General features: G+C 72.7%; 19 protein-coding genes and 1 tRNA gene. 12 read left to right on the forward strand and 8 right to left on the reverse strand.

The features are described from left to right. Positions 1-232: 232 nt before the first annotated feature. Genes thrB through argS form a run of 5 tightly spaced genes read right to left on the reverse strand, consistent with a single transcriptional unit; the run spans position 233 to position 6846 of the window. Complete coding sequence (thrB, locus tag V6S67_RS11610) at positions 233-1222, reverse strand: homoserine kinase (protein ID WP_334210391.1); 990 nt, start codon at positions 1220-1222, stop codon at positions 233-235. A gap of 1 nt (position 1223) precedes the next feature. Continuing rightward, positions 1224-2327, reverse strand: coding sequence for a threonine synthase (thrC, locus tag V6S67_RS11615; RefSeq protein ID WP_334210392.1), 1104 nt, complete (start codon positions 2325-2327; stop codon positions 1224-1226). After that, the gene (locus V6S67_RS11620; RefSeq protein ID WP_334210393.1) at positions 2328-3656 is read right to left on the reverse strand and encodes a homoserine dehydrogenase; all 1329 of its coding nucleotides are present in this window, start codon (positions 3654-3656) and stop codon (positions 2328-2330) included. Next, positions 3653-5203 (reverse strand): diaminopimelate decarboxylase, encoded by a 1551-nt coding sequence (gene lysA, locus V6S67_RS11625; protein ID WP_334210394.1) that lies wholly within the window; start codon positions 5201-5203, stop codon positions 3653-3655. Before lysA ends, V6S67_RS11620 begins: the two co-directional genes overlap by 4 nt. Positions 5204-5205: 2 nt before the next feature. Next, positions 5206-6846 (reverse strand): arginine--tRNA ligase, encoded by a 1641-nt coding sequence (gene argS, locus V6S67_RS11630; RefSeq protein WP_334210395.1) that lies wholly within the window; start codon positions 6844-6846, stop codon positions 5206-5208. Positions 6847-7085: 239 nt separating this feature from the next. Between argS and V6S67_RS11635 the strand changes: the two genes are divergently transcribed. The 12 genes from V6S67_RS11635 (at position 7086) to hrpA (ending at position 20847) form a co-directional block, all read left to right on the forward strand. Continuing rightward, on the forward strand, positions 7086-7709 hold the full coding sequence (locus V6S67_RS11635; protein ID WP_334210396.1) for an FMN-binding protein: 624 nt from the start codon (positions 7086-7088) through the stop codon (positions 7707-7709). Positions 7710-7715: 6 nt separating this feature from the next. Next, positions 7716-8576, forward strand: coding sequence for an FAD:protein FMN transferase (locus V6S67_RS11640; protein WP_334210397.1), 861 nt, complete (start codon positions 7716-7718; stop codon positions 8574-8576). Continuing rightward, positions 8573-10081: an FAD-dependent oxidoreductase gene (locus tag V6S67_RS11645; RefSeq protein WP_334210398.1), complete on the forward strand. Its 1509-nt coding sequence runs from the start codon at positions 8573-8575 to the stop codon at positions 10079-10081. Before V6S67_RS11640 ends, V6S67_RS11645 begins: the two co-directional genes overlap by 4 nt. Positions 10082-10171: 90 nt before the next feature. Further along, positions 10172-10244: transfer RNA gene (locus V6S67_RS11650), tRNA-Arg, on the forward strand. A gap of 162 nt (positions 10245-10406) precedes the next feature. Then, positions 10407-11135, forward strand: a complete 729-nt coding sequence (locus tag V6S67_RS11655; protein WP_334210399.1) for a DUF4129 domain-containing protein — start codon at positions 10407-10409, stop codon at positions 11133-11135. Continuing rightward, complete coding sequence (locus V6S67_RS11660) at positions 11132-11602, forward strand: hypothetical protein (protein ID WP_334210400.1); 471 nt, start codon at positions 11132-11134, stop codon at positions 11600-11602. The genes V6S67_RS11655 and V6S67_RS11660 overlap by 4 nt, the downstream gene beginning before the upstream one ends. Then, positions 11599-12666: an AAA family ATPase gene (locus V6S67_RS11665; RefSeq protein WP_334210401.1), complete on the forward strand. Its 1068-nt coding sequence runs from the start codon at positions 11599-11601 to the stop codon at positions 12664-12666. Before V6S67_RS11660 ends, V6S67_RS11665 begins: the two co-directional genes overlap by 4 nt. Beyond that, on the forward strand, positions 12659-14137 hold the full coding sequence (locus V6S67_RS11670; RefSeq protein WP_334210402.1) for a DUF58 domain-containing protein: 1479 nt from the start codon (positions 12659-12661) through the stop codon (positions 14135-14137). The genes V6S67_RS11665 and V6S67_RS11670 overlap by 8 nt, the downstream gene beginning before the upstream one ends. A 56-nt stretch (positions 14138-14193) precedes the next feature. Beyond that, complete coding sequence (locus V6S67_RS11675; protein ID WP_334210403.1) at positions 14194-14718, forward strand: hypothetical protein; 525 nt, start codon at positions 14194-14196, stop codon at positions 14716-14718. Positions 14719-14846: 128 nt separating this feature from the next. Then, positions 14847-15713: a class I SAM-dependent methyltransferase gene (locus tag V6S67_RS11680; protein ID WP_334210404.1), complete on the forward strand. Its 867-nt coding sequence runs from the start codon at positions 14847-14849 to the stop codon at positions 15711-15713. 39 nt (positions 15714-15752) lie between these two features. After that, the gene (locus tag V6S67_RS11685) at positions 15753-16754 is read left to right on the forward strand and encodes a helix-turn-helix transcriptional regulator (RefSeq protein WP_334210405.1); all 1002 of its coding nucleotides are present in this window, start codon (positions 15753-15755) and stop codon (positions 16752-16754) included. A gap of 46 nt (positions 16755-16800) precedes the next feature. Then, the gene (hrpA, locus tag V6S67_RS11690) at positions 16801-20847 is read left to right on the forward strand and encodes an ATP-dependent RNA helicase HrpA (RefSeq protein ID WP_334210406.1); all 4047 of its coding nucleotides are present in this window, start codon (positions 16801-16803) and stop codon (positions 20845-20847) included. 59 nt (positions 20848-20906) lie between these two features. Here the strand turns inward: hrpA and V6S67_RS11695 are convergent, their stop codons facing one another. The 3 genes from V6S67_RS11695 to V6S67_RS11705 all read right to left on the reverse strand — a co-directional run bounded on the left by V6S67_RS11695 (position 20907) and on the right by V6S67_RS11705 (position 23144). After that, positions 20907-21332: an HIT family protein gene (locus V6S67_RS11695; RefSeq protein ID WP_334211585.1), complete on the reverse strand. Its 426-nt coding sequence runs from the start codon at positions 21330-21332 to the stop codon at positions 20907-20909. A gap of 175 nt (positions 21333-21507) precedes the next feature. Further along, positions 21508-22335: a sulfurtransferase gene (locus V6S67_RS11700; protein ID WP_334210407.1), complete on the reverse strand. Its 828-nt coding sequence runs from the start codon at positions 22333-22335 to the stop codon at positions 21508-21510. A 122-nt stretch (positions 22336-22457) separates the two neighbouring features. Further along, positions 22458-23144, reverse strand: a complete 687-nt coding sequence (locus V6S67_RS11705) for an MBL fold metallo-hydrolase (protein ID WP_334210408.1) — start codon at positions 23142-23144, stop codon at positions 22458-22460. Positions 23145-23185: the final 41 nt, after the last annotated feature.

A 23185-nucleotide genomic window follows, 5' to 3' on the forward strand; every position in this document is an offset into this window, starting at 1 on the left:
GTCGGGTCGGATGCGATCCGGCACAGACTGGGTGTGCTGGAAGCCTGAGGATGTCGTTGTGCGGGAGGTGGGTCCGCACGCACAAAGATAAGATCGGAGGCTACACCGGAGGTTGTTCTACTGCTGTGGACCTGCAGATTCGCGGCGGTCCAGAGAGACGGCCAGTTCACCAGCACGCACTGCCTGCTGGAACACACTGGTTCCGATGGGCGCATGATACGCCCGGCGGTTCCTACCCTTGGTGCACTCCCACTTTAGCACCTTCCCGCTGCACGGCGAGCCTGACGATCCGCCACATCCCCGGCGTGTCGCCCCGTCCGAGCAGGTCGCGGAGCGCTTCCTCAGCCGCCAGGGCCCCGGTCTCCCCGACGGCGAGGGTCAGGACGCTGGGACCCGCCCCCGAGATGGTGCTCGCGAAGCCGGCGGACCGGAGCGAGCGCAGCAGCGTGGCACTCGGCAGCATGGCCTGTGCACGGTAGTCCTGGTGCAGCGCGTCCTGCGTGGCGGCGAACAGCAGGGACGGGTCGGACCCGAGAGCATGCACGAGGAGCGCGGCGCGGCCCGCGTTCGCGGCGGCGCTGCGGTGGGACACCGAGGCCGGCAGGAGCGCGCGGGCGCTGTCCGTGGAGAGGGCGAGGTCCGGGACGGCGAGGACGGGGACGATGTCCGGGCTCACCTCCACGCGCGTGCTGTGGAAGGCGTGGCCGCTCTCCCAGGAGATCGCGAGCGAGCCCTGGAGCGCCGGTGCCACATTGTCGGGGTGGCCCTCGATGGATGCCGCCCACTGCAGCAGGTGCGCCGCGTCGAACTGCTCCGCGGCGGGCAGCAGCGCGTTGGCGGCGAGGACACCGGCCACGATCGCGGCGGCGGAGGAACCCATGCCGCGGCCGTGCGGGATGACGTTCACGGTGTCGAGCTCGAGCCCGGGTGCCCGCCGTCCGGCGTGGTGGAGCGTGCTGATCAGCGACTTCGCGACGAGGTGCCGCTCGTCGGTCGGCAGACCCTCCACCCCCTCCCCGGTGGCCCGCACCACGGTGGTGCCCGACGTCGTCGTGCGCACGCGCACGGTGTCCTGCAGCGTCAGGGCGAGTCCGAGCGAGTCGAAGCCGGGGCCGAGGTTCGCACTCGTGGCGGGGACCCGCAGCTGGACGTCCTGTCCGGCGTCGACGGCCGGGAGGTCGAGCGCCTCCGCGGGCAGCGGTGCGGCGTGCAGACCGGCCACGTCAGTCCTCGAGCCCGAGCGCGGCGGCCACGCTGACGACGTCGAAGTCGACCTTGGTGGGCTCGACGTCCGAGCCGTCCGCCATGCGCAGTGCCCACTGCGGGTCCTTCAGGCCGTGACCCGTGACCGTGATGACGATCGTCTTGCCGGCGGGCACGAGGCCCTCCGCGTGCTTCTTGATGAGCCCCGCGACACCGGCCGCGGAGGCGGGCTCCACGAAGACGCCCTCCCGGGAGGACAGCCAGCGGTGGGCGTCGAGGATCTCCTCGTCCGTCACGGCCTCGATGAGCCCGCCGGACTCGTCGCGCGCGGCGACGGCGAAGTCCCAGGACGCGGGGTTGCCGATGCGGATGGCGGTCGCGATGGTGTCCGGTTCCGTGACGGGGTGGCCCTTGACGAGCGGGGATGCGCCCTCGGCCTGGAAGCCCCACATGATGGGCGTGCGCGTGGCGACGGCGGGGAGCTCGCCGGCGTGCATCGAGGCGTAGGGTGCCGCGTACTCCTTATAGCCCTTCCAGTACGCGCTGATGTTGCCGGCGTTGCCCACCGGCATGAGGTGGTAGTCCGGGGCGTCGCCGAGGGTGTCGACCACCTCGAACGCCGCGGTCTTCTGGCCCTCGAGCCGGGCGGGGTTGACCGAGTTCACGAGGAAGACGGGGTACGCCTCGGCGAGCTTCCGTGCCACGTCGAGGCAGTTGTCGAAGTTCCCGTTGACCTGGAGGAGCTGCGCACCGTGGGCGATGGCCTGGCTGAGCTTGCCCATGGAGATCTTGCCGTCCGGCACCAGCACGGCGCAGGTGATACCCGCCTGGGTGGCGTAGGCGGCGGCGGACGCGGAGGTGTTGCCCGTCGACGCGCAGACCACGGCCTTCGCACCGGCGGCGACCGCGGCGGTCATCGCCATCGTCATGCCCCGGTCCTTGAAGGAGCCGGTGGGGTTCATGCCCTCGACCTTGAGGTAGACGGCGGATCCCGTCAGCTCGGACAGGTGCCTGGCATGCACGAGGGGTGTTCCCCCCTCACCGAGGGTGATGACCTCGGTGGCGTCGGTGACGGGCAGGCGGTCGGCGTATTCGCGGATGACTCCGCGCCACTGGTGGGCCATTCAGATTCCCTCTACTCGGAGCACGGACGAGACGGCGGTGATGACCTCGAGCGCGGCGACCTGCTCGACGGTCGCAGCGAGGGAGCCCTCCGGCGCCCGGTGGGTGACGATCCGCAGTTCGGCGGTGGTCCCGCCGTCGTGCCCGCCCTGGTGGATGCGCTGGCGCATGGTCTCGATGGAGACGCCGTTCTCGGCGAAGATCTGCGCGATCCGCGCGAGGACGCCGGGCTGGTCGGCCACCTCGAGGCGGATGCAGTAACTCGTGCGGACGGTGTCGATGCTCAGCGCGGGCACGTGGCCCGTGGTGGTCTCGGTGCGGCCCGGACCTCCGAGCACCATGCGCCGGGCGGCGCTGATCACGTCGCCGAGCACGGCGGACGCCGTCGGCGTCCCGCCTGCGCCCTGGCCGTAGAACATCAGCTCGCCGGCGTTCTCCGCCTCGATGAACACGGCGTTGAACGCACCGCGGACCGCGGCCAGCGGGTGGGAGCGCGGCAGCAGCGTGGGGTGCACGCGGACACCGACGCCCGCCTCGCCGGCCTCGTCGGTGAGCATCTCCGCGATGGCCAGCAGCTTGATGACGTAGCCGTCCTCGGCCGCGGCCGCGATGTCGTCGGCCGTGACGGTCGTGATGCCCTCGCAGTAGACGGAGTCGAGGGCGAACCGCGTGTGGAAGGACAGGGAGGCGAGGATGGCGGCCTTCGCGGCGGCATCGTGGCCCTCGACGTCGGCCGTCGGGTCCGCCTCCGCGTAGCCGAGGTCCTGCGCAGCCTTCAGTGCGTCCGCGAAGGATGCGCCCGTGGAGTCCATCTGGTCGAGGATGTAGTTGGTGGTGCCGTTGACGATCCCGAGCACGCGCGTGATCCGGTCGCCGGAGAGGCTGTCGCGGATGGGCCGGAGGATCGGGATGGCCCCCGCCACCGCGGCCTCGTAGGAGAGCTGCACGCCTGCGGCGTCGGCCTGCTCGTAGAGCTCGGGGCCGTCCAGCGCGAAGAGCGCCTTGTTGCCGCTGACCACGGTGGCGCCGTGACCGATCGCGCGGAGGATGAGGGACTTCGCCGGCTCGATCCCTCCCATGAGCTCGATCACGATGTCGGCGTCCTCGACGAGCGTCTCGGCGTCCGTGGTGAGGAGCCCCGCCGGCAGGTCGACGTCGCGCCGTGCGTCGAGGCTGCGGACGGCGACGCCGGTGAGCTGGAGCGGCGCGCCGGCACGGCGGCCGAGGTTCTCCGCGTCCTCGAGCAGGATGCGGGCCACCTGGGACCCGACGTTGCCGCAGCCGAGCAGGGCTACGCGCAGGGGTCGCGCGGAGGGTTCTGGTGAGTTCATGCTGTGCGGGCTCCTGGATCCGTGGCGGGCGCTGCGTTGCCTGGCGAGGCGGGCTCGCGCTGGACGTCCCTGCGGAACAGGTCCTCCTCGGTCTCGCCGCGCACGATCAGGCGCGCGACGCCGTCGACGACCGCCACGACGGGCGGACGCGTCAGGTAGTTGTAGTTGCTCGAGAGCACCCAGCAGTAGGCCCCGGTGCCCGGGACGGCGAGGAGGTCACCGGCCCCGGTGTCCTCGGGGAGGTAGACGTCCCGCACCACGATGTCACCGCTCTCGCAGTGTTTGCCAACCACGCGGGAGAGCACGGGTGCCGCCTCGGGGGTCCGGGACGCCAGGACGGCCGAGTAATCCGCGCCGTAGAGCACCGGGCGGGGGTTGTCGCTCATGCCGCCGTCCACCGACACATAGCGCCGCGGATGCGTAACGGAGGTGTCCTGCACCACCTCGGAGCCGTTGGCCGCGGCGTCCACGCGCACGGTCTTGGTGGTCCCGGCGGTGTAGAGGGTGAAGGTGCTCGGACCCACGATGGCCCGGCCCGGCTCGATCGAGATGCGGGGCACGGACAGTCCCAGCTCCCGGCAGGTCGTCCCGACGACGGCGGCCATGGCCTGCGCGATCTCCGTTGCGGGGCGCGGCTCGTCCGCCTCCGTGTACGCGATCCCGTAGCCGCCGCCGAGATCGAGCTCCGGCAGTTCGACGCCGTGCCGGTCGCGGACGCCGGCGAGGAAGCCCAGCAGGCGCTGCGCCGCGAGCTCGAAGCCCTCCGGCTCGAAGATCTGCGACCCGATGTGGCAGTGCACGCCGAGGAGGTTGATGCCGGGGTGCGCGAGGGCGTCCGCGACGGCGCGGGCTGCCGGCGAGGCGCCACCGTCCTGGCCGCCGTCCTGGCCCGGGCCCTGGTCGGTGGTCAGGGAGAGGCCGAACTTCTGGTCCTCGTGCGCCGTGGCGATGAACTCGTGCGTGTGCGCGTGGACGCCCGGGGTGAGGCGGAGCATGACGTTGGCGGTGCGTCCGCGCTGTACGGCCAGGTCGCCGACGAGCGCCACCTCCTGGATGCTGTCGACGACGATCCGGCCGAGGTCGGCGTCGATGGCCCGCGTGATCTCGGCGGCGGACTTGTTGTTGCCGTGCAGTCCGAGCTTCGCACCGGGCAGCCCGGCGCGCAGGGCGACGGCGAGTTCCCCGCCGGAGCAGGTGTCGAGGCCGAGGCCCTCCTCCCGGACCCAGTGGGCCACCTCGGTGCAGAGGAAGGACTTGCCCGCGTAGAACACGTCCACTCCCCCGCACAGGTCGGCGAAGGCCTCGTCGAACGCATCGCGGAACGTCGCTGCGCGCGTGCGGAAGTCCTGCTCCGACACGACGAACAGCGGGGTGCCGTACTGCTCGGCGAGGTCGGTCACGGACACGCCGTCGATGCGCAGGACACCGTCGGTGCCCCGTTCGACGTCCTCGGCCCACAGTTTCGCGTCGAGCCGGGCAGACTCGGCGGGCACGGACAGCCACTCGGGCGCGAGCGGCGATGCTGGGGCGGATCCCGTCACCGTCACCGCTACATCCTCTCCGGCGCCGAGACGCCGAGGAGGTCGAGTCCGTTGGCGAGGACCTGCTGCGTGGCGTTGTTCAGCCAGAGGCGCGAACGGTGGACGTCCTCGACCGGCGCGTCGCCGAGCGGCGCGACACGGCAGGCGTCGTACCACCGGTGGTAGGTGCCGGCGACGACCTCGAGGTGGCGGGCCACGCGGTGCGGTTCGCGGAAGGTCGCGGACTGCGCGACGACGCCGGGGAACTGCCCGAGGGCGGCCAGGAGCTCACCCTCGGTGGGGTGCGAGAGCGAGGTCGCGTCGAAGGTGCTGGTGTCCACCCCGGCCGAGACGGCGTTGCGGCCGACGGCGTGGGTCCTGGCGTGGGCGTACTGGACATAGAACACGGGGTTCTCGTTGGTGTTCTTCCGCAGCAGCTCGGGGTCGATGGACATGGCCGAATCGGCTGGCGAGCGTCCCAGCGAGTAGCGCAGCGCGTCCTTGCCGAGCCAGTCCAGCAGGTCGCGCAGTTCGATGATGTTCCCCGCGCGCTTGGACAGGCGGGCACCGTTCACGGACACCATCTGGCCGATGAGGACCTGGATGTTCTGCTCCATGTCGTCGCCGGCGCAGGCTGCGATGGCCTTCAGTCGGCCGATGTAGCCGTGATGGTCCGCACCGAGCAGGTAGATCTTCTCGGGGAAGCCGCGGTCCTTCTTGGAGAGGTAGTAGGCGGCGTCGGAGGCGAAGTAGGTGGGCTCCCCGTTGGCCCGGATGAGGACGCGGTCCTTGTCGTCGCCGAAGTCGGTGGTGCGCAGCCAGACGGCGCCGTCCTCGTCGAAGACGTGGCCCTGCTCGCGCAGGCGGTCGACCGCCTGCGCGACCGCACCGCCGTCGTGCAGGGCGGACTCGGAGAAGAACACGTCGAAGTGGACGCCGAAGTCCGCCAGCGTCTCCTCGATGTCGGCCATCTGTGCCTCGTAGGCGAGGGCGCGCACGATCGGGAGGGCTGCGGCGTCCTCGAGGTCCGCCACGTCCGGGCGGGCGGTGAGCACCGCGCGGCCGAGCTCGGCGATGTACTCGCCGGGGTAGCCGCCCTCGGGCGTCGGGCGTCCCTTGATGGTCGCGAGGACGGACGCCGCGAAGTTGTTCATCTGCGTACCGGCGTCGTTGATGTAGTACTCGGTGGTCACCTGCGCGCCGCTGGCACGCAGGACGCGGGCGATGGAATCGCCGAGGGCCGCCCAGCGCGTGTGCGCCAGGTGCAGCGGGCCCGTCGGATTGGCGGAGACGAACTCCATGTTGATGGTGTGGCCGGCGAGCGCCTCGTTGGTGCCGTAGGCCCGGCCCGCGTCGACGATGGTGCGGGCCAGCTCCCCCGCAGCCCAGGCGTCGAGCGTGATGTTGAGGAAGCCGGGACCGGCGATGTCCACGCTCTTGACGCCGTCGATGCCCGCGAGGCGCTCACTGAGGAGCTGGGCGAAGTCGCGCGGGTTCATGCCGGCCTTCTTGCCGAGCTGCAGGGCGATGTTCGTCGCCCAGTCGCCGTGGTCCCGGTTCTTCGGTCGCTCGACGCGCACCTCCGAGGGGAGGTCGAGGCGGAGGTCACCGTCCTCGACGGCGGCCCTCAGGCAGGCGGAAATAGCGGCAGAGAGTTCTTCGGGAGTCACCTAACCAGCATAGCGGCGCGTACCTCGGCGCCCCGATTCCCGTGACGCAGCCGACGCGACGTCGGGCACTGCTGCAGCCACGGGCCGCTTGTGCTCCACGGAACAGTCCGATGTGCTGGGGGAAACGAATCACGCAGTGGAACGTTGGACGGAACAGGCACGTTAGTTCGAGCTTCAACCTTCGCATCGGTATCGGGCCGTCCCGCCCGGTCCCGTCCCGCCGACCCCAGGAGCACCCAATGACCGTCCGCCTCCCCGATGCCCTCCCGGCATCGACCTCCGCTTCCCCCTCCTCTCCCTCTGCTTCCGCTCCGGCTTCTCCCTCTTCCTCCGCCCGGACGAACGCTCCGACGACCGGCAGGGCAGCGTCCCCGCTCCCCCGGCGGGTCCTGACGGCCCTCGCGGCGGTCTCGATCCTGGGGGCAGCGGGCTGCGCCGGGGCCGAGGCCGAGCCTCCCGCCCCGGAGTCCCAGGCCGCGGCCCCGGCGGAGTCCCCGGCAGGGACCGGCGAGGCACCGGCGACGACGGAGGCCGGCGACGCCGCGGGTCCGGCCGCCGCAGACCAGGTGTACGAGGACGGCACCTACACGGAGACCGGCTCCTACCAGTCCCCGGCCGGCCCGGAGGAGGTGGGCGTGACCATGACGCTCGAGGCCGACGTCGTGACCGCCGTCGAGGTGGAGCCCATGCCCGACAACCCGACCACCACCATGTACCAGGAACGTTTCGCGGGAGGCATCACGGACGCCATCGTGGGCAGGAAGCTCGACGACCTCACGGTCGACAAGGTGGCCGGGTCCTCCCTGACCAGCGGTGGCTTCAACGAGGCGGCCGACAAGATCAAGAGCGAAGCCCAGCTCTAGGTCCCCGTGGCGGACTCCTTCAGCTTCGGGGCGATCGGCACCCGCTGGCGTGTCGACAGCGCCGCGGCGCTCCTGTCCGGGCACCGCGCTGACCTCCTGCGCCTCGCCGAGGAGTACGACGCCCTCTACTCGCGCTTCCGCGAGGACTCCGGTGTCACGGCGCTCGCGTCGACGGGAGGATTCCTGCCGCTGCCGGACCACGGCGCCGGGCTCGGCCGGCTGCTGCGTTCCCTCCACGACGCCACAGGCGGCGGGGTCTCGCCGCTGGTCGGCGAGCGCCTGGCCGCCCTGGGGTACGACGCCGGGTACTCGTTCGTGCCCACCGCGGCACCGGAGCCCTCCCGCGCCTGGCAGGGCCTGCTCGACTGGACGGAGGACGGCGTCGCCCTGAGCGCACCCGCACTCCTCGACGTCGGCGCCGCGGGCAAGGGGCAGCTCGTCGACCTGATGCTGGAGTACCTCGTGTCCGAGGGGCACGACGACGTGCTCGTGGATGCGAGCGGTGACATGCGACGGACCGGCACCGGTACGATCACGGTCGCCCTGGAGCACCCCTATGATCCGACGTCGGCCATCGGGACGGTGCGGCTCGGGTCGGGGGCCCTGTGCGCGTCCGCCTCCAACCGCCGCGTATGGGGCGACGGACTGCACCACGTCCTCGACGCCCGGACGGGGCGGTGCATCGACACCGTCGTCGCCACCTGGGTCCTCGCCCCCGACGCGATGACCGCCGACGGCCTGTGCACGGCCCTGTTCGTCGCCGACCCCGCCGATCTCACCCCGGACTTCGACTTCGACTACGTCATCGTGTACTCGGACGGTCGCGCCCGCTCGTCCGCCGCACTCCAAGGAGCCCTGTTCTCATGACCGCAGTACTCGACGGCCTGCTCGGCCGCATGACCATGTACCGGCTGACGCTGACCCTGCTCCTGGTCCTCACCGCCGAGGCGTTCGTCCTGTCGGTGGCGGGGCTCCTCGCCTACACGCCGGCCGAGCTCGGCGGGACACTCGTGGCCGCGGTGGGCGGGACGATCGTCGGCACCCGGCTAATGGCCCTGATCCTGCGGCTCCGACCGCACAGCGAGTCCTCCCTCATCACGGGGCTGATCGTGTTCCTCATCATGTTCCCGTCGAGCACCGCCGCCGGCCTCGGGGGGATCCTCGTGGCCGGGGTGGCAGCCGGCGCGTCGAAGTTCCTCCTGGCCTTCCGCGGGCGCCACGTCTTCAACCCTGCCGCGGCCGGCGCCGTCGTCGCCACGCTCCTCGGGGTCGGTGCGGCCGCCTGGTGGGTCGCCAACGCGTACATGCTGCCCGTCGTCGCGGTGGGAGCCGCCCTGCTCCTCTACCGCACGCGGAAGCTGTCCATGGGGGTGGTCTTCCTCGTCGTGGCGCTCGGACTCCTCCTGGTGGGCCTCGTGCAGGGCGGCATGGCGCCCGGCGCCGGCCTCCAGCTGGTCCTGACCTCCTACCCCGTCCTGTTCCTGCTCGGCTTCATGATGACCGAACCGCTCACGCTGCCCCCGCTGCGCCGGCAGCAATGGCTCTTCGCGGCCGTCGTGGCCGTCGTGTTCGCGCTCCAGCCCTCCCTCGGCCCGGTGTTCCTCGGTCCCGAGTTCGCGCTCGTCATCGGCAACGCCGTCGCGTTCCTCATGGGGCAGCGGCGGGGCGTCCGGCTGTCCTTCGCGGGCTCGCGGCGGCTCACGCCGACCAGCACCGAACTGGTCTTCGCGCCGGCGAAGCCCGTACGGTTCCGCGCGGGCCAGTACATGGAGCTGAGCCTGCCGCACCGCGGCGCGGACGGCCGCGGCAGCCGGAGGGTCTTCAGCATCACCTCCGCACCCCAGCAGGACGACGTCACCTTCGGGCTGCGCACCACGGAGTCCGGCAGCTCGTTCAAGAAGGCGCTGCTCGACCTGCCGCGGGACGCACGGATCACCGGCACCCTCGTGGGCGGTGACTTCTGCCTGCCGCGCGACCCGTCCGTCCCGCTGCTGCTCGCCGCGGGCGGCATCGGCGTGACCCCGTTCATCAGCCAGCTCAGGGACCTCGCCGCGCGGGGCGAGGTCCGCGACGTCGTCCTGGTCTACGTGGTGCGCGACGCACGGGAGATCGCGTACCGCGACGAGCTGGCCGAGCTCGGCACCCGGGTGGTGCTCTTCCTGCCCGCCGGGAGCGACGTCCCCCCGCTGCCCGGGGCATGGACGCTCGCGGGGGCGGAGCCTTCGGCGGAGAATCTCCTGGCCGCCGTACCGGACCTCGGCGGCCGCACCGTGCTCGTCTCGGGCTCACCGGCGTTCATCGGCGGCTTCCGCGCGGCGGTGCGTTCAGCGGGCGTGTCGCGGGTGAGGACGGACGCCTTCCTGGGCTACTGACGCGGCCCTCGAGGGTCCCCGCGTTTTCCCCGACCGGGCTCACCTGCTAAGCTCGACACGTCTCCAATCAGCACGGAAAGTCCCGTGTCTGCCTTCGTAGCTCAGGGGATAGAGCGTCTGCCTCCGGAGCAGAAGGTCGTAGGTTCGAATCCTATCGAGGGCACACCGACTCACGCAGAGTCCACCGCCGTCGGCCATCAGGCCGGCGGCGGTTCTGCTTTTGGTAGGCTCTCCAGCACGCGGTCCCGGGGGCCGTACCGGCACCGAGACGGCACCGAGACGGCATCGAGACGGCATCGAACTGGCACCTACCGGCAGGGGACGCGTGGCGACGAAGCTCAGGCCGCGACGCGCGTCCGGTACACCCGTCGGCGCCGCCCTGACGGTGATCATGCTGGTCCTCGCCGTCCTCGCCGCGGGCTTCGTCGGCGACTTCTCGGCGGATCCCGTCGTGGAGGCACCGGCCGCCGTACGGGAACAGCCGAGCGCTCCCCCGCCGACCGCCACCGGCACCCCTGAACCCCAGCCCGACGGCGAGCGCGTCGAGATCGCCGGTGACTGGGCCGTCGCGGCACTGCTGGTCCTGGCGATGGCGGGGCTCGCCCTGCTGGTGCGCTTCCTCCTGCGGTTCCGCGCGCAGCGGGAGGCGGAGGACGGCGTGTCCGAGCAGACCGACCCGCAGCAGCACGATCCGCGCTCCCTTGCCGCCGACGCCCTGCCTGCCTGGACGGACGCCGCACAGGCGCTCCTGGCCTCGGATGCGGACACCTCCGACGTCGTCATCCGGTGCTGGCTCGGCTTCGAGCGCCTGTGCGCCGCGGCGGGCGTGGCGAGGACCCGGGCCCAGACGACGTCGGACTTCGCGACCGTCGCAGCCAAGGCCCTCGACCTGCCCCGTGATCCCCTGGCCGTCCTGACACGCCTCTACCAGCGCGCCCGCTTCGGCCGGGGAGAGCCCGCCTCGCCGCTGGGCCGGGACGACCGGGAACGGGCGCTCACCGCGGTCCGGGAACTCTCGGCCGCCCTGCCCTCCCGCCGCACGGAGGCCCCGTGAAGCGCTCGGCGTGGGTCATCACCGCCGCCCTGGTCGTCCTGGCCGTCGCGGCGGGATGGTTCTTCGGCCTCGATGCGCGCCATGCCGTCGTGCTCGTCGGGGTGGCGGTCGCGGCCGGCGTCGCGAACGGGCTCCTCGAGGCGGTCGACGTCCCGCGCGCCGTCCTGCCACCGCTCCCCGAACCGGCGCACGGTCTCGCCGACGTCCACGCGCTCGAGTTCTCGCTGGCGTCGGCGGAGCCCGGGGCACGCGCCGTCCTCGAGGTGCATGCGCTCGCGGTCCTGGTGGCCGCGGCCCGGCCGGACGCTCCACGCAGCGACGCCCTCCGCGCGTTCACCGCGCAGCCCCATCCCCTCGCGCCGACGGCCCGTGAGCTCCGCGCCGTCGTCGACGAACTCGAGACGCTCGTCCTCACCCCCGGCCCATCGCCGGCACCACCTGCCCCGCATCCCCAGGAGACCGCATGAGCACCATCGATCCCGACGCTCCCGCCCCGGAGGCCAGCCCGGACACTGCGCCTGACACTGCGCCTGACACTGCGCCTGACACGGCGTGGGGCACCGCCGGGGTGTCCGGTCCCGAGGCCGCCGCCCGGCTGGGCCGGGAGGTGCTGCACCGCACGGGCACCGTCGTCGTCGGTGCCGAGGGCGCGCTCCGCCTCGCGCTCGCAGCGGTCCTCGCCGGCGGCCATGTGCTCTTCGAGGACCTCCCCGGACTCGGGAAGACGCTCGCGGCCAAGACCCTCGCCCAGGCGCTCGGGCTCGACTTCCGGCGCCTGCAGTTCACGCCCGATCTGCTGCCCTCGGACGTCACCGGGTCCTCCATCTTCAATCCGGCCACGCGCGAGTTCGAGTTCAAGCCGGGTCCGATCTTCACGGGGCTGTTCCTCGCCGACGAGATCAACAGGACCTCCCCCAAGACGCAGTCCGCGCTGCTGGAGGCCATGGCGGAGGCGCAGGTGTCGGTGGAAGGCACCACCCTGCGGCTGCAGCGGCCGTTCCACGTCTTCGCGACGTCGAACCCGATCGAGTTCGAGGGCACCTACCCGCTGCCCGAGGCGCAATTGGACCGCTTCCTCGTGCGCCTGCGGTTCGGGTATCCCGGCCCCGGCGGTGAGCAGGACATCATCGCCCGGCGCCTCGCCCGGCGGCAGGACGGGACACGGGTGGCGAACGTGACCACGGCTGACGGACTGGTGCGCCTCCAGGCCGCCGTGGAGGCGGTGGGCGTGGACGACGACGTCATCGACTACGCGGTGCGCCTCACCGCGGCGACGCGCCGCCACCCCGATGTGGAGGTGGGTGCCTCGCCGCGCGGATCCCAGGCACTCGTGCTCCTCGGCCGCGCCCTCGCCGTCCTCGACGGGCGCACCTACGTCCTGCCCGAGGACATCAAGGAGGGTGCCGTGGCGGTCCTCGCGCACCGGCTCACCCTCACGCCGTCGTCCTGGGCGCAGGGGGTGGCTGCCGAGCGCGTGGTGCGCGACGTGCTGGCCGAGGTGCCCACGCCGTCGACGGTGCCCCATGGGTAGGGGCAGGGCCGGGAGCAGGGCCGGCGGACCCACCCGGTCCCCAGGCGCGGCCCTGGCGGTCATCGTGGCGCTGGTGTGCGTGGTGGCGGGGTTCGTCGCCGGCCGGCCGGACGCCGTCGCGCTCGCAGCGCCGTTCGCCCTCCTGGCCCTCGCCGGGCGCCCCGCACTGCCCGCCGGGGAGGAGACACCCGTCGGCATAGCTGCCGACAGGCGGGCCGATCCGCGGGCGGAGGGACAGGGCTCCCGGCTGCGACTGCTCCTCACCACAGGGCCGGCCGGCGGGACGTCCGACGATCTCGTCGCGACCGTCCTGGCCGCACCCGGGTGCCCGCCGGACGCGCTCGTGCTGGGAGCCGGGGAGGAGTGCCCGCTGCTGGTCCGGGCACCGTACTCGGGCGAGCGCGACGTGCTGTCCTACGGTGCGGCCGGCCTCACCGCCGACGTCGTCCGGTCCTCGCCCTTCCTGGCCCGTCCGCCGGTCCGCGTGAGCGTCCTCCCACCGATCGGCGCCCTCCTCGCGCGGCCTGCCTCCCGCCGCCTCGTCGGACTCGCCGGCACCCACGCGTCGAGGCGGCCGGGCGAGGGCGGGGAGCTGCGGTCCGTCGCACCGCTGCAGGCGGGCGATGCGCTGCGGCGGATCGACTGGCGCGCCACTGCCCGCCGCTCCACCGACCAGGACCGGCTCATGGTGCGGCGTTCCTACGCCGACGCCGAGGCCTCCATCGTCCTGGTGGTCGACCAGGCGCACGACCTGCCGGCGTCGACCGCCGACTGGTTCGCCGCTGGGCCGCGACGCCCGGGTCCGGGGTCCCTCCACGTGGCGCGCGGAGCGGCGGCCACGGTGGCGGCGTCGTTCCTGGCCGGCGGGGACCGGGTGGGACTGCACGACCTGTCCGGTACCCGGCGCCCCCTGCGCTCCGCGGGCGGGGCGCGGCACCTCGAGCAGATCCGGACCCGGCTGGCGGGGATGGCGGTGGTCCCGCGGAAGCGGCGCAGCCGTGATCCGGTACCGCCGCCCGGCACCGTCGTCGTCGTGTTCTCGGCCTTCCTCGACGCGGAGCCCGCACGCCTGCTGCGCCTGTGGCATGCGCAGGGCCACCTCGTGGCCGCCGTGGACTGCGTGCCCCCGCTGCGGCCGGGAGGGACGACGACGGCCCAGGCGGAGGCGGTGCGGCTGACGCTCCTGCGGCGCCGCCTGCTGCTCGAAGCCCTGCAGGACGACGGCATCCCGGTGTTCGTCGGCACCCCGGCGGACGCGCTGCCCGGGCCGGGACCGCGCGGCCGGGACATGCCGGCCTCCTCCACCGCGGGTACGGACCTCTACGCCACGACCGGTTCCGACCTCGCGTCCGGCCTCCGGCTGCTGGCCCGGCAGGCCGCACGGCGGGGCGGGAGCCGTGGGGGCAGCCGTGGTGGGGCCACCCCCGACTCCGGCACCCCTGTCGCCCCGGCCGGGAGCGGGATCCCATGAGGCTCCCCCTGCCGGCCCGCCCGGCCGGCGGTTCTGGGGGGCGGTTTGGTGCGGGGGTGCCTGGTGCGGGGCGGCCTGGTGCGGCGGACCGCGCCGTCCCCGACCGGGGCGGGCTCGTCCCGCTGGCCGTGGTGCGGGGCGCGACGGCGCTGCTGGCCGTCCTGCTCGGGGCCGTGGTGTGGGACGGCTCCGCCTGGATCGCGGTGCCCGTCCTGGTGGCGGTCGGCGCGGCGGTGCTCCCGTCGATCGGTTTCGCGTTCGTGTCCCTGATGCTGCTCGTGGTGGCGTATGCGGTGAATCTGCCCGCCGGCTCACCCTGGCTCCCGGTCTTCGTCGCCGGGCTCCACGCGGTGTTCGTGCTCTACCTCCTGCTCGCCCACCTCCCCCTCCGCGGGTGGATCAGTGTGGGTGCGTTGCGTGGGCTCGCGCGCGCCTTCCTCCGCATCCAGCTCGTCGCGCAGCCCGTGGCCCTGCTCGCACTGCTGCTGGGCGATGCCGGCTCGAGCCTCCCGGTGGTGGTCGGAGGAGTAGCGGGGTTCTGCTGCTGGGTGCTCTGGCTGGTGGGACGGGGACGCGCGTAGGGCGGGGGCCCCTCGGGCAGGCCGGACGGGGCCCTCCCGCCGTCGACCCGGGTCCTCCGTCCGCGAGCCGGACCGATCGGCGCGCGGGACCCCTACCGGGGCACGCGGCGCCGCTGTAGCGTGATGGCGTGATCGTCCCCGCCATCTCCCAGGACGCCGCAGCGGTCGCGGACCACTACGACGGCCTCGACCCGATCTATCGCGGCGTGTGGGGCGAGCATGTCCATCACGGGCTGTGGACGACGGGTCGCGAGACGTCCACCCAGGCGGTCGAGGCGCTGAGCCAAGCGGTCGGCGAGCGGCTGCGCCTCACGCCGGGCGAGGCGTGCGTCGACATCGGCTGCGGCTACGGCTCCACCGCACGGCTGCTCGCGGCCACCCACGGGGTCCGCGTCACGGGTCTGACCCTCTCCGCGGAACAGGCCCGCTACGCCGCCGCGCACCCGGTACCCGGCGTGGACGTCCACGTGCGCGACTGGCTCGTCAACGGGCTGCCCGATGCCTCGGCCGACGCCGCCTGGGCGATCGAGTCGAGCGAACACATGGTCGACAAGCCCGCGTTCTTCGCCGAGGCGCACCGCGTGCTGGTCCCCGGTGGCCGCTTCGTCATCTGCGCGTGGCTCGCCGAGACCGATGCCCGCGCATGGAAGGTACGCCACCTGCTCGAACCGATCTGCCGGGACGGACGGCTGCCGTCGATGGGCACGCGCGAGGACTACGAGGCGATGGCGGTGGCGGCGGGCTTCACGGTCACGGACTACGAGGACGTCAGCCGCCGCGTCGCCCGCACGTGGACGATCTGCGCCGCCCGGCTCGTGAAGGCCGTGCTCGTCGACCGCGAGGCCCGCCGTGTCGCCCGCAGCCGCATCTCCCTCCTCATCCTGCCCCGCATGATCCTGGCCTACCGCACCGGTGCGATGCGCTACGGGATCTTCACGCTGTCGACAGCGGACCACGACCGGGTGCCGCGCGAGCCCGGAACCGGTCCGCGATAGCGGACCGTTCCCGTCCGCGATCGACCGTACCGTTGGACCATGATCGAGACGTCGGCACGCCTCCTGCAGCTCCTCTCGCTCCTCCAGCTGAGGCGTGAGTGGACCGGACCGGCCCTCGCGCAGCGCATGGAGGTGACCGAGCGGACGGTCCGGCGGGACATCGGCAAGCTGCGCACGCTGGGGTATCCCATCAATGCCTCGCCCGGCGTGGCCGGCGGCTACCAGCTCGGCGCCGGCGCCCAGCTCCCACCGCTGCTGCTCGACGACGACGAGGCGCTCGCCGTCGCGATCGGCCTCACGGCGGTCACGGCGAGCCCCGTCTCCGGCGTCGGCGAGGCGTCCGTCCGGGCCCTCACGAAACTGGAGCAGGTGCTCCCGGCCCGCCTCCGCCCCCGCTTCTCCGGCCTCCGCTCCGCGGTGACCCGCATGGCGGCGGTGAGCACGCCCGTGAACCCCGAGGTCCTGACGGCGTTCTCGGCGGCCATCACCGAGCACCGCTGCGTGGCCTTCCGCTACGAACGGCACGACGGCGAGTCCTCCCGGCGCATCGTGGAGCCGTACCGCCTCGTGGACACGGGACGGCGCTGGTACCTCGTGGCGTTCGACCGCTCGCGGGAGGACTGGCGGACCTTCCGCGTGGACCGCTGCCACAGCGTCCCGGTGGCCCGCGACCGCTTCGCGCCCCGCCCCCTGCCGGCTCCGGACCTCGCCGCCTACGTGCAGGAGTCCATCACGCGTTCACCGTTCTCCTACGACGCCGTCATCCGCTTCCACGCGCCCCTGCACGAGCTGGAGTCGCGGGTGCCCTCGACCACGGGGACCCTCGAGGCGGACGGCGAGCACGCCACGCTGCTGCGGGCCGGCTTCGACTCGCTCGACTTCCCCCTCGCCTACCTGGCGAGCTGGGACGTGGACTTCGAGGTGCTCGAGCCGGCGGCGATGCGCGAGCGCGCCGTCGTCGTCGCCGACCGCCTGCGCCGCTCCGCAGGGGCGCCCGCCCGCCCGGACGACGCCGCCGGGCCGGAGCCCAGCCCTCAGTGAACGCCCGCCTGCGGTCCGGCACGAGCAACTAGACTGGCAGGCAACCATGACACTGACAATCTCCTACCCCGCGGACCTCCCTGTCTCGGAACGCCGGGCCGACATCATGGCCGCGATCGCGGCCAACCAGGTCACCATCATCGCCGGCGAGACCGGGTCCGGGAAGACGACGCAGATCCCCAAGATGTGCCTCGAGCTCGGCCTGGCGGAGCGCGGCCTGATCGGCCACACCCAGCCGCGGCGCCTCGCTGCCCGCACCGTGGCCGAGCGCATCGCCGAGGAGCTGCAGGTCCCGCTCGGCGAGGAGGTGGGCTACCAGGTCCGCTTCACTGGCTCGGTGGGCCGGAAGACCAAGATCAAGCTCATGACGGACGGCATCCTGCTCGCCGAGATCCAGCACGACCGGATGCTGCGCAAGTACAGCACCATCATCATCGACGAGGCGCACGAGCGCAGCCTGAACATCGACTTCATCCTCGGCTACCTCCGGCGGATCCTGCCCGAGCGGCCGGACCTGAAGGTCATCATCACCTCGGCCACCATCGACCCCGAGCGGTTCGCCGCGCACTTCGCCGCCGACGCCGCCGTCGCGGACACCTCCCCCGCACCGATCATCGAGGTCTCGGGGCGCACCTATCCGGTGGAGATCCGCTACCGGCCGCTCGACCAGCTGCCGGGCGGGATCGACGACGGCGACGGCGGTGCGGACAGCGAGCTCGAGGAGGAACGCGACCCCCTGGACGCCGTCTGCGACGCCGTGGACGAACTGTCCCTCGAGGCGCCGGGCGACATCCTCGTCTTCTTCTCCGGCGAGCGCGAGATCCGCGACGCCGCGGACGCGCTCCGGGCGAGGATCCAGTCCACCACGCGCCTGCGCGGCACCGAGGTGCTGCCCCTGTTCGCGCGCCTGTCCCTCGAGGAGCAGCACCGCGTCTTCCGCCCCACGGGCAACCACCGCCGCATCGTGCTGGCCACGAACGTCGCCGAGACGTCGCTGACCGTACCCGGTATCAAGTACGTGATCGACACGGGGACCGCCCGCATCTCGCGCTACTCCCACCGCACGAAGGTGCAGCGCCTGCCGATCGAGCGCGTCTCGCAGGCGTCCGCGAACCAGCGGTCGGGCCGCAGCGGCCGCGTCTCCAACGGCATCGCGATCCGTCTCTACTCGGAGGAGGACTTCGAGTCCCGCCGGCCGTTCACCGAGCCGGAGATCCTCCGCACGAGCCTCGCCGCGGTCATCCTGCAGATGGCCGCCATGGGCGTCACGCGCAGCCCCAAGGACATCGCGGAGTTCCCGTTCGTGGAACCTCCCGAGACCAAGGCCATCAACGACGGCGTGGCCCTGCTGCGCGAGCTCGGCGCGCTGAAGGACGACGGCGGGCTCTCCGCCGTCGGACGCAAGCTCGCGCAGCTCCCCGTGGACCCCCGGCTGGGACGCATGATCGTCGAGGCCGGCTCGCGCGGCGCCGTCAAGGAGGTCATGGTCCTCGCGGCCGCACTGACCATCCAGGACCCCCGCGAGCGGCCCTCGGCCGACCAGCCGGCGAAGCAGCAGCAGGCCGCGGAGAAGCACAAGCGCTTCGTCGACGAGAACTCCGACTTCACGGCCTACCTCAACCTGTGGCGCTACCTGCAGGAGAAGCAGGACGAGCTGTCCTCGACGCAGTTCCGGAAGCTCTGCAAGGCGGAGTTCATCAACTACCTGCGTGTGCGGGAGTGGCAGGACCTCTTCCAGCAGCTGCGCCAGCTCGCGAAGCCGCTCGGCATCACGCTGCCCGCCGGACCCGTTGACCCCGTGGGCCTGCACGAGCAGATCCATGTCAGCCTGCTCTCCGGCCTGCTCAGCAACATCGGCCTCTACGACCAGCGCAAGCGCGAGTACGCCGGTGCCCGCGGGACCCGGTTCGCGGTCTTCCCCGGGTCGGCGCTGTTCAAGAAGTCGCCCGACTGGGTCATGGCCGCCGAACTGGTGGAGACCTCGCGGCTGTGGGCCCGGGTGGTCGCCCGCATCGACCCCCTGTGGGCCGAACAGGTGGCGCCGCACCTCGTGAAGCGCACCTACAGCGAGCCGCACTGGTCGAGGAAGATGGGCTCGGTCATGGCCTACGAGAAGGTCACGCTCTACGGCGTGCCGATCGTGCCCCAGCGCCGCATCAACTACGGGCGGATCGACCGGGACGTGGCCCGCGAGCTGTTCATCCGGCACGCCCTCGTGGAGGGCGACTGGAAGACGCACCACACCTTCTTCAGCCGCAACCAGGCCCGCCTCGCCGAGGTGGAGGAGCTCGAGAACCGGTTGCGCCGGCGTGACCTGCGGGTCGACGACGAGACGCTCTTCGAGTTCTACGACCAGCGCATCGGCCCCGACGTCGTCTCGGAACGGCACTTCGACTCCTGGTGGAAGCAGGCCCGCCAGGACCATCCCGACCTGCTCGACTTCGACCCGGAGCAGCTGCTCAGCGAGGACGCGGCGGAACTCGACGAGGCGGCGTTCCCGAGCGTCTGGCACCAGGCGGGCTTCGAGCTGCCGCTGACGTACGAGTTCTCGCCCCTCACCCCCGAGGCGCACGACGGCGTGACCGTCACCATCCCGGTGCTGTTCCTCAACCAGCTCGAGCCGAAGCCGTTCCGCTGGCAGATCCCCGGCCAGCGCGTGGAACTGGTCACCGCGCTCATCAAGTCCCTGCCCAAGCAGGTCCGGAAGAACTTCGTGCCCGCGCCGGACGTCGCCCGGGCCGCCGTCGCCGCGCTCGCCGCCGACTTCGACCCCGCCGAGGACGATCTCGAGGCGTCGCTCGAACTCGCGCTGCGCCGCCTGCGCGGGCACGTCATCCCGCCGGGCTCGTGGAACTGGTCGGCCGTCCCGCAGCACCTGCTGATGATGTTCCGCATCGTCGACGCCGGCGGGCGGGTGCTCGACGAGTCGCGGGACCTCGAGGCGCTCAAGGAGTCGCTCGCGCCCGCGGTCAGCCGTGCCATCGCGCAGTCCCTCGGCGCCACGCCCGGCAGCACGCGGCCCTCGGGAGGACCCGGCCGGGGCGGCCGCGGCGGCGGCACAGGCCCCGCCGGACGCGACGAGGGACGGCCCGCCTCCGGGCGGGGCGGCCGCGGTGCGCCCGCAGCCGGCGCCCCCGCCGACGCACCCCGGACGGGCGGGCGCTCCGGCGCGGCTCCTGCCTCCCGCGGCGGGATCGCCGTCGCCGAGGCACCGGCCGTCGCCGAACGCACGGGAGAGAAGACCTGGGTCTTCGGTGCCGTCGAGCGTGAGGTGTCCCGCACCGTCGCCGGACACCGGATCACGGGCTTCCCCGCCATCGTGGACGAGGGCACCTCCGTGGGCCTGAAGGTCTTCCCCGACGCCGGCCAGCAGGCCACGGTCATGCGCGCGGGTGTCATCCGGCTCCTGGCGCTGCGCATCCCGAGCCCGGCGAAGTACGTCCTCGAGCACCTCAGCAACACCGAGAAGCTCACCTTCAGCCAGAACCCGCACGGCAGCGTCGCGGAGCTGATCAGGGACTGCTCGCTCGCGGCGATCGACAAGCTCGTGCCCGAGGAGCTGCCCTGGACCGGGGAGGCCTTCGACCGGCTGTACGAGAACGTCCGCGCCGAGCTGATCGACACCGTGTTCACGGTGACCGCGACTGTCGAGCGCGTGCTGTCCAGCAACCGCCGGATCCAGAAGCAGCTCAAGGGCACCACGAGCCTCGCGCTCATCACGGCCCTGAACGACGTCCGGAGCCAGCTCGAGCACCTCGTGTACCCCGGGTTCGTCGCGGCGACGGGCTACGCGCAGCTGGCGCACCTCCCCCGGTACCTGAAGGCCATCGAGGTCAGGCTGGAGAAGCTGCCCACGAACGTGCAGCGCGACGGTCTCGCCACCGCGGTGATCCAGCGGCTCGAGGACGAGTACGACGACGCCGTGGCGTCCCTCGCCGCGGGGCGTCACCGCCCCGCCGCGCTCCGGCGCGTGCGCTGGATGATCGAGGAGCTGCGCGTGAGCCTGTTCGCGCAGGACCTCGGGACGGCGTACTCGGTGTCCGAGAAGCGCGTGCGGACCGCCCTCAACGAGGCGCTGGCAGCGACGCGGTAGGGACGCGGTAGGAACGCGGTAGGAACGCGGGTAGGGCGGCCGGACCGCCGTGGGCCCGCCTACCCCGGGACGTGGGCGCCGTGCCCCGCCTCCCGGAGGGCGGTGCGCAGGGCGTCGGCGACGCGGTCCATCGCGTCCGGGTCGGGGTCGTGGTCGACGCGCCGGACGTCGAAGTCCTGCGGCGACTGCGTGGGCCAGACGTGGACGTGGAGGTGGGGCACCTCGTAGCCCTCGAGCAGGACCCCCACGCGTCGCGCCCCGAAGGCCTTCTCCTGCGCCCGGCCGATCGTCTGCGCGACTGCCATCACGGTGGCCAGGGTGTCGGTGTCGGCCTCGAGCCAGTGCTCGATCTCCCGGCGGGGCACCACGAGCGTGTGTCCCGGCGTGATCGGGGCGATGGTCAGGAACGCGACGACGTCGTCGTCCTGCCAGACGAACCGGCCCGGGATCTCGCCGTCGATGATCCTCGTGAACAGCGTGGGCATCGTGCCTCCTGGGGTTGCGGCTGGTCGGGCGCCGGCGTGCGGCGACGCGTCGGGCAGTGTCACGCGGCCGTGCAGGGGCGGTGGCACGGGGCGTCCTGGGGTCATGCCCCGACGCTACCCGAGCAACCCGGGGCGGACCAGCGACGGGGTGCCGTCGGACCGCCCCTGCACCGGGTCAGGCGCCCGTCACGACCGGGAGGCCCGGCGTCGTGGACCACTGCGACCACGAGCCCGGGAACAGCGAGGCGTCGATGCCCGCGATGTCCAGGGCTGCGATCTCGTGGGCTGCCGTGATGCCGGAGCCGCAGTAGACCGCGACGCGTCCGCGGTCGGCCCCGAGGGCCCCGAAACGGCGCCGGAGTTCGTCGGCGGTGCGGAAGCGCCGGTCCGCCGCGAGATTGTCCGCCGTCGGGGCACTGACGGCGCCGGGGATGTGGCCGGCCTGCGGATCCACGGGCTCCTGCTCGCCCCGGAAACGCTCGCCTGCGCGGGCGTCGAGCAGGACGTCGACCGCCGATCCGTCGAGGACGTCCGGGACCGAGACGACCGGCATGTGGCCCGGGGTGAGGTGCACGGAGCCCACGCAGTGGCGCTCCTCCCCGCCCTCGACGTCGAACCCGGCGGCGCGCCACGCCGTCAGGCCGCCGTCGAGCAGGCTGACCGACGGAACGCCGGCGTCACGCAGGAGCCACCACAGGCGGGCGGCCGCGAGGTTCCCCGAGTCGTCGTAGGCGACCACGACGTCGCCGTCGTTCAGGCCCCACTGGCGGGCGGCCTCCTGCAGCGCCTCGGCCGTGGGCAGCGGGTGGCGGCCGAGGCCCGGACCGCCGGGGGAACAGAGCTGGGTCTCCATGTCCACGTACACGGCGCCGGGTATGTGGGCTGCGCGGTAGTGCTCGTGGCCGTGGGGGTCGCCCAGGGACCAGCGCACGTCGAGCAGGATGGTCTGCCGGCCGGAGGTCATCCGCTCCTGCAGTTCCTGCACATCCATCAGAGTCTTCATCGAGATCTCCTGTCGGGACGGGCGGCCGGACTGCGGCGGTCACCGCGGCCGGCCCTGATGCAGGCCAGTCCACCACACGCCGGTCCGGGCACCAAGGACCCGGGGCGTCCGGGTGGCGCCCGTCAGACCTCGACGCCCTCGCGGACCCCCAGGTGGCGGAACGCGGTCCCGTAGCGCCCACCGAGCCGGGTGACGTGGCCCTCGACCATGCCGAGCCCGGTCTCGTTCAGCAGTGCGTCGTGGATCTGGAACGCACGGGGCGCACGCACGGAGGCCACGAAGTCCACCACCTCCGCGAGCTTCGACCAGGGCGCGTGGACGGGGACGAGCAGCGTCCCGACGTCGGTGCCGTCGGGGACCACGAAGGAGTCGCCCGGGTGGTAGACCGATCCCCCGGCTCCCCCGGATCCCCCGGCTCCCCGGACGAGGAAGCCCACGTTGGCGATCATCGGGATGAGGGGATGGATCAGCGCGTGCTGTCCGCCGAACGTCCGGACGTCGAAGCCGGCGGCGGAGAACTCCTCGCCACCGGCGACGGCGTGGATCCGGTCGCCCGCGGCGTCACCGAGGCCCCGGGTCACGGCATCGGCGACACCGGACGGAGCCCAGAGGTGCAGGGAACGGTCCGCCGCGAGCACGGCGACCACCCGGTCCAGATCGATGTGGTCGGGGTGCTCGTGCGTGACGAGGATCGCCGCAGCGCCCTCGAGGGCCTCCTCGACCTCCGAGAAGGACCCCGGATCGATGACGAGCACGGAGCCGTCCTGCTCGAGACGCACGCACGAGTGCGAGAACTTGGTCAGCAGCATGCGCCCAGACTACCCGCGGCCACGCTGATAATCTTGACCCT

This window comes from Arthrobacter sp. Soc17.1.1.1 (genome assembly GCF_036867195.1).
Classification (GTDB): Bacteria; Actinomycetota; Actinomycetes; order Actinomycetales; family Micrococcaceae; genus Arthrobacter_D.

What these genes read in the sequence shown, in the direction of transcription:
- thrC (WP_334210392.1), bottom strand. Translation starts at nt 2,327, where the DNA reads ATGGCCCACCAGTGGCGCGGAGTCATCCGCGAATACGCCGACCGCCTG.
- V6S67_RS11620 (WP_334210393.1), bottom strand. Translation starts at nt 3,656, where the DNA reads ATGAACTCACCAGAACCCTCCGCGCGACCCCTGCGCGTAGCCCTGCTC.
- V6S67_RS11635 (WP_334210396.1), top strand. Translation starts at nt 7,086, where the DNA reads ATGACCGTCCGCCTCCCCGATGCCCTCCCGGCATCGACCTCCGCTTCC.
- V6S67_RS11645 (WP_334210398.1), top strand. Translation starts at nt 8,573, where the DNA reads ATGACCGCAGTACTCGACGGCCTGCTCGGCCGCATGACCATGTACCGG.
- V6S67_RS11665 (WP_334210401.1), top strand. Translation starts at nt 11,599, where the DNA reads ATGAGCACCATCGATCCCGACGCTCCCGCCCCGGAGGCCAGCCCGGAC.
- V6S67_RS11670 (WP_334210402.1), top strand. Translation starts at nt 12,659, where the DNA reads ATGGGTAGGGGCAGGGCCGGGAGCAGGGCCGGCGGACCCACCCGGTCC.
- V6S67_RS11685 (WP_334210405.1), top strand. Translation starts at nt 15,753, where the DNA reads ATGATCGAGACGTCGGCACGCCTCCTGCAGCTCCTCTCGCTCCTCCAG.
- hrpA (WP_334210406.1), top strand. Translation starts at nt 16,801, where the DNA reads ATGACACTGACAATCTCCTACCCCGCGGACCTCCCTGTCTCGGAACGC.
- V6S67_RS11695 (WP_334211585.1), bottom strand. Translation starts at nt 21,332, where the DNA reads ATGCCCACGCTGTTCACGAGGATCATCGACGGCGAGATCCCGGGCCGG.
- V6S67_RS11700 (WP_334210407.1), bottom strand. Translation starts at nt 22,335, where the DNA reads ATGAAGACTCTGATGGATGTGCAGGAACTGCAGGAGCGGATGACCTCC.
- V6S67_RS11705 (WP_334210408.1), bottom strand. Translation starts at nt 23,144, where the DNA reads ATGCTGCTGACCAAGTTCTCGCACTCGTGCGTGCGTCTCGAGCAGGAC.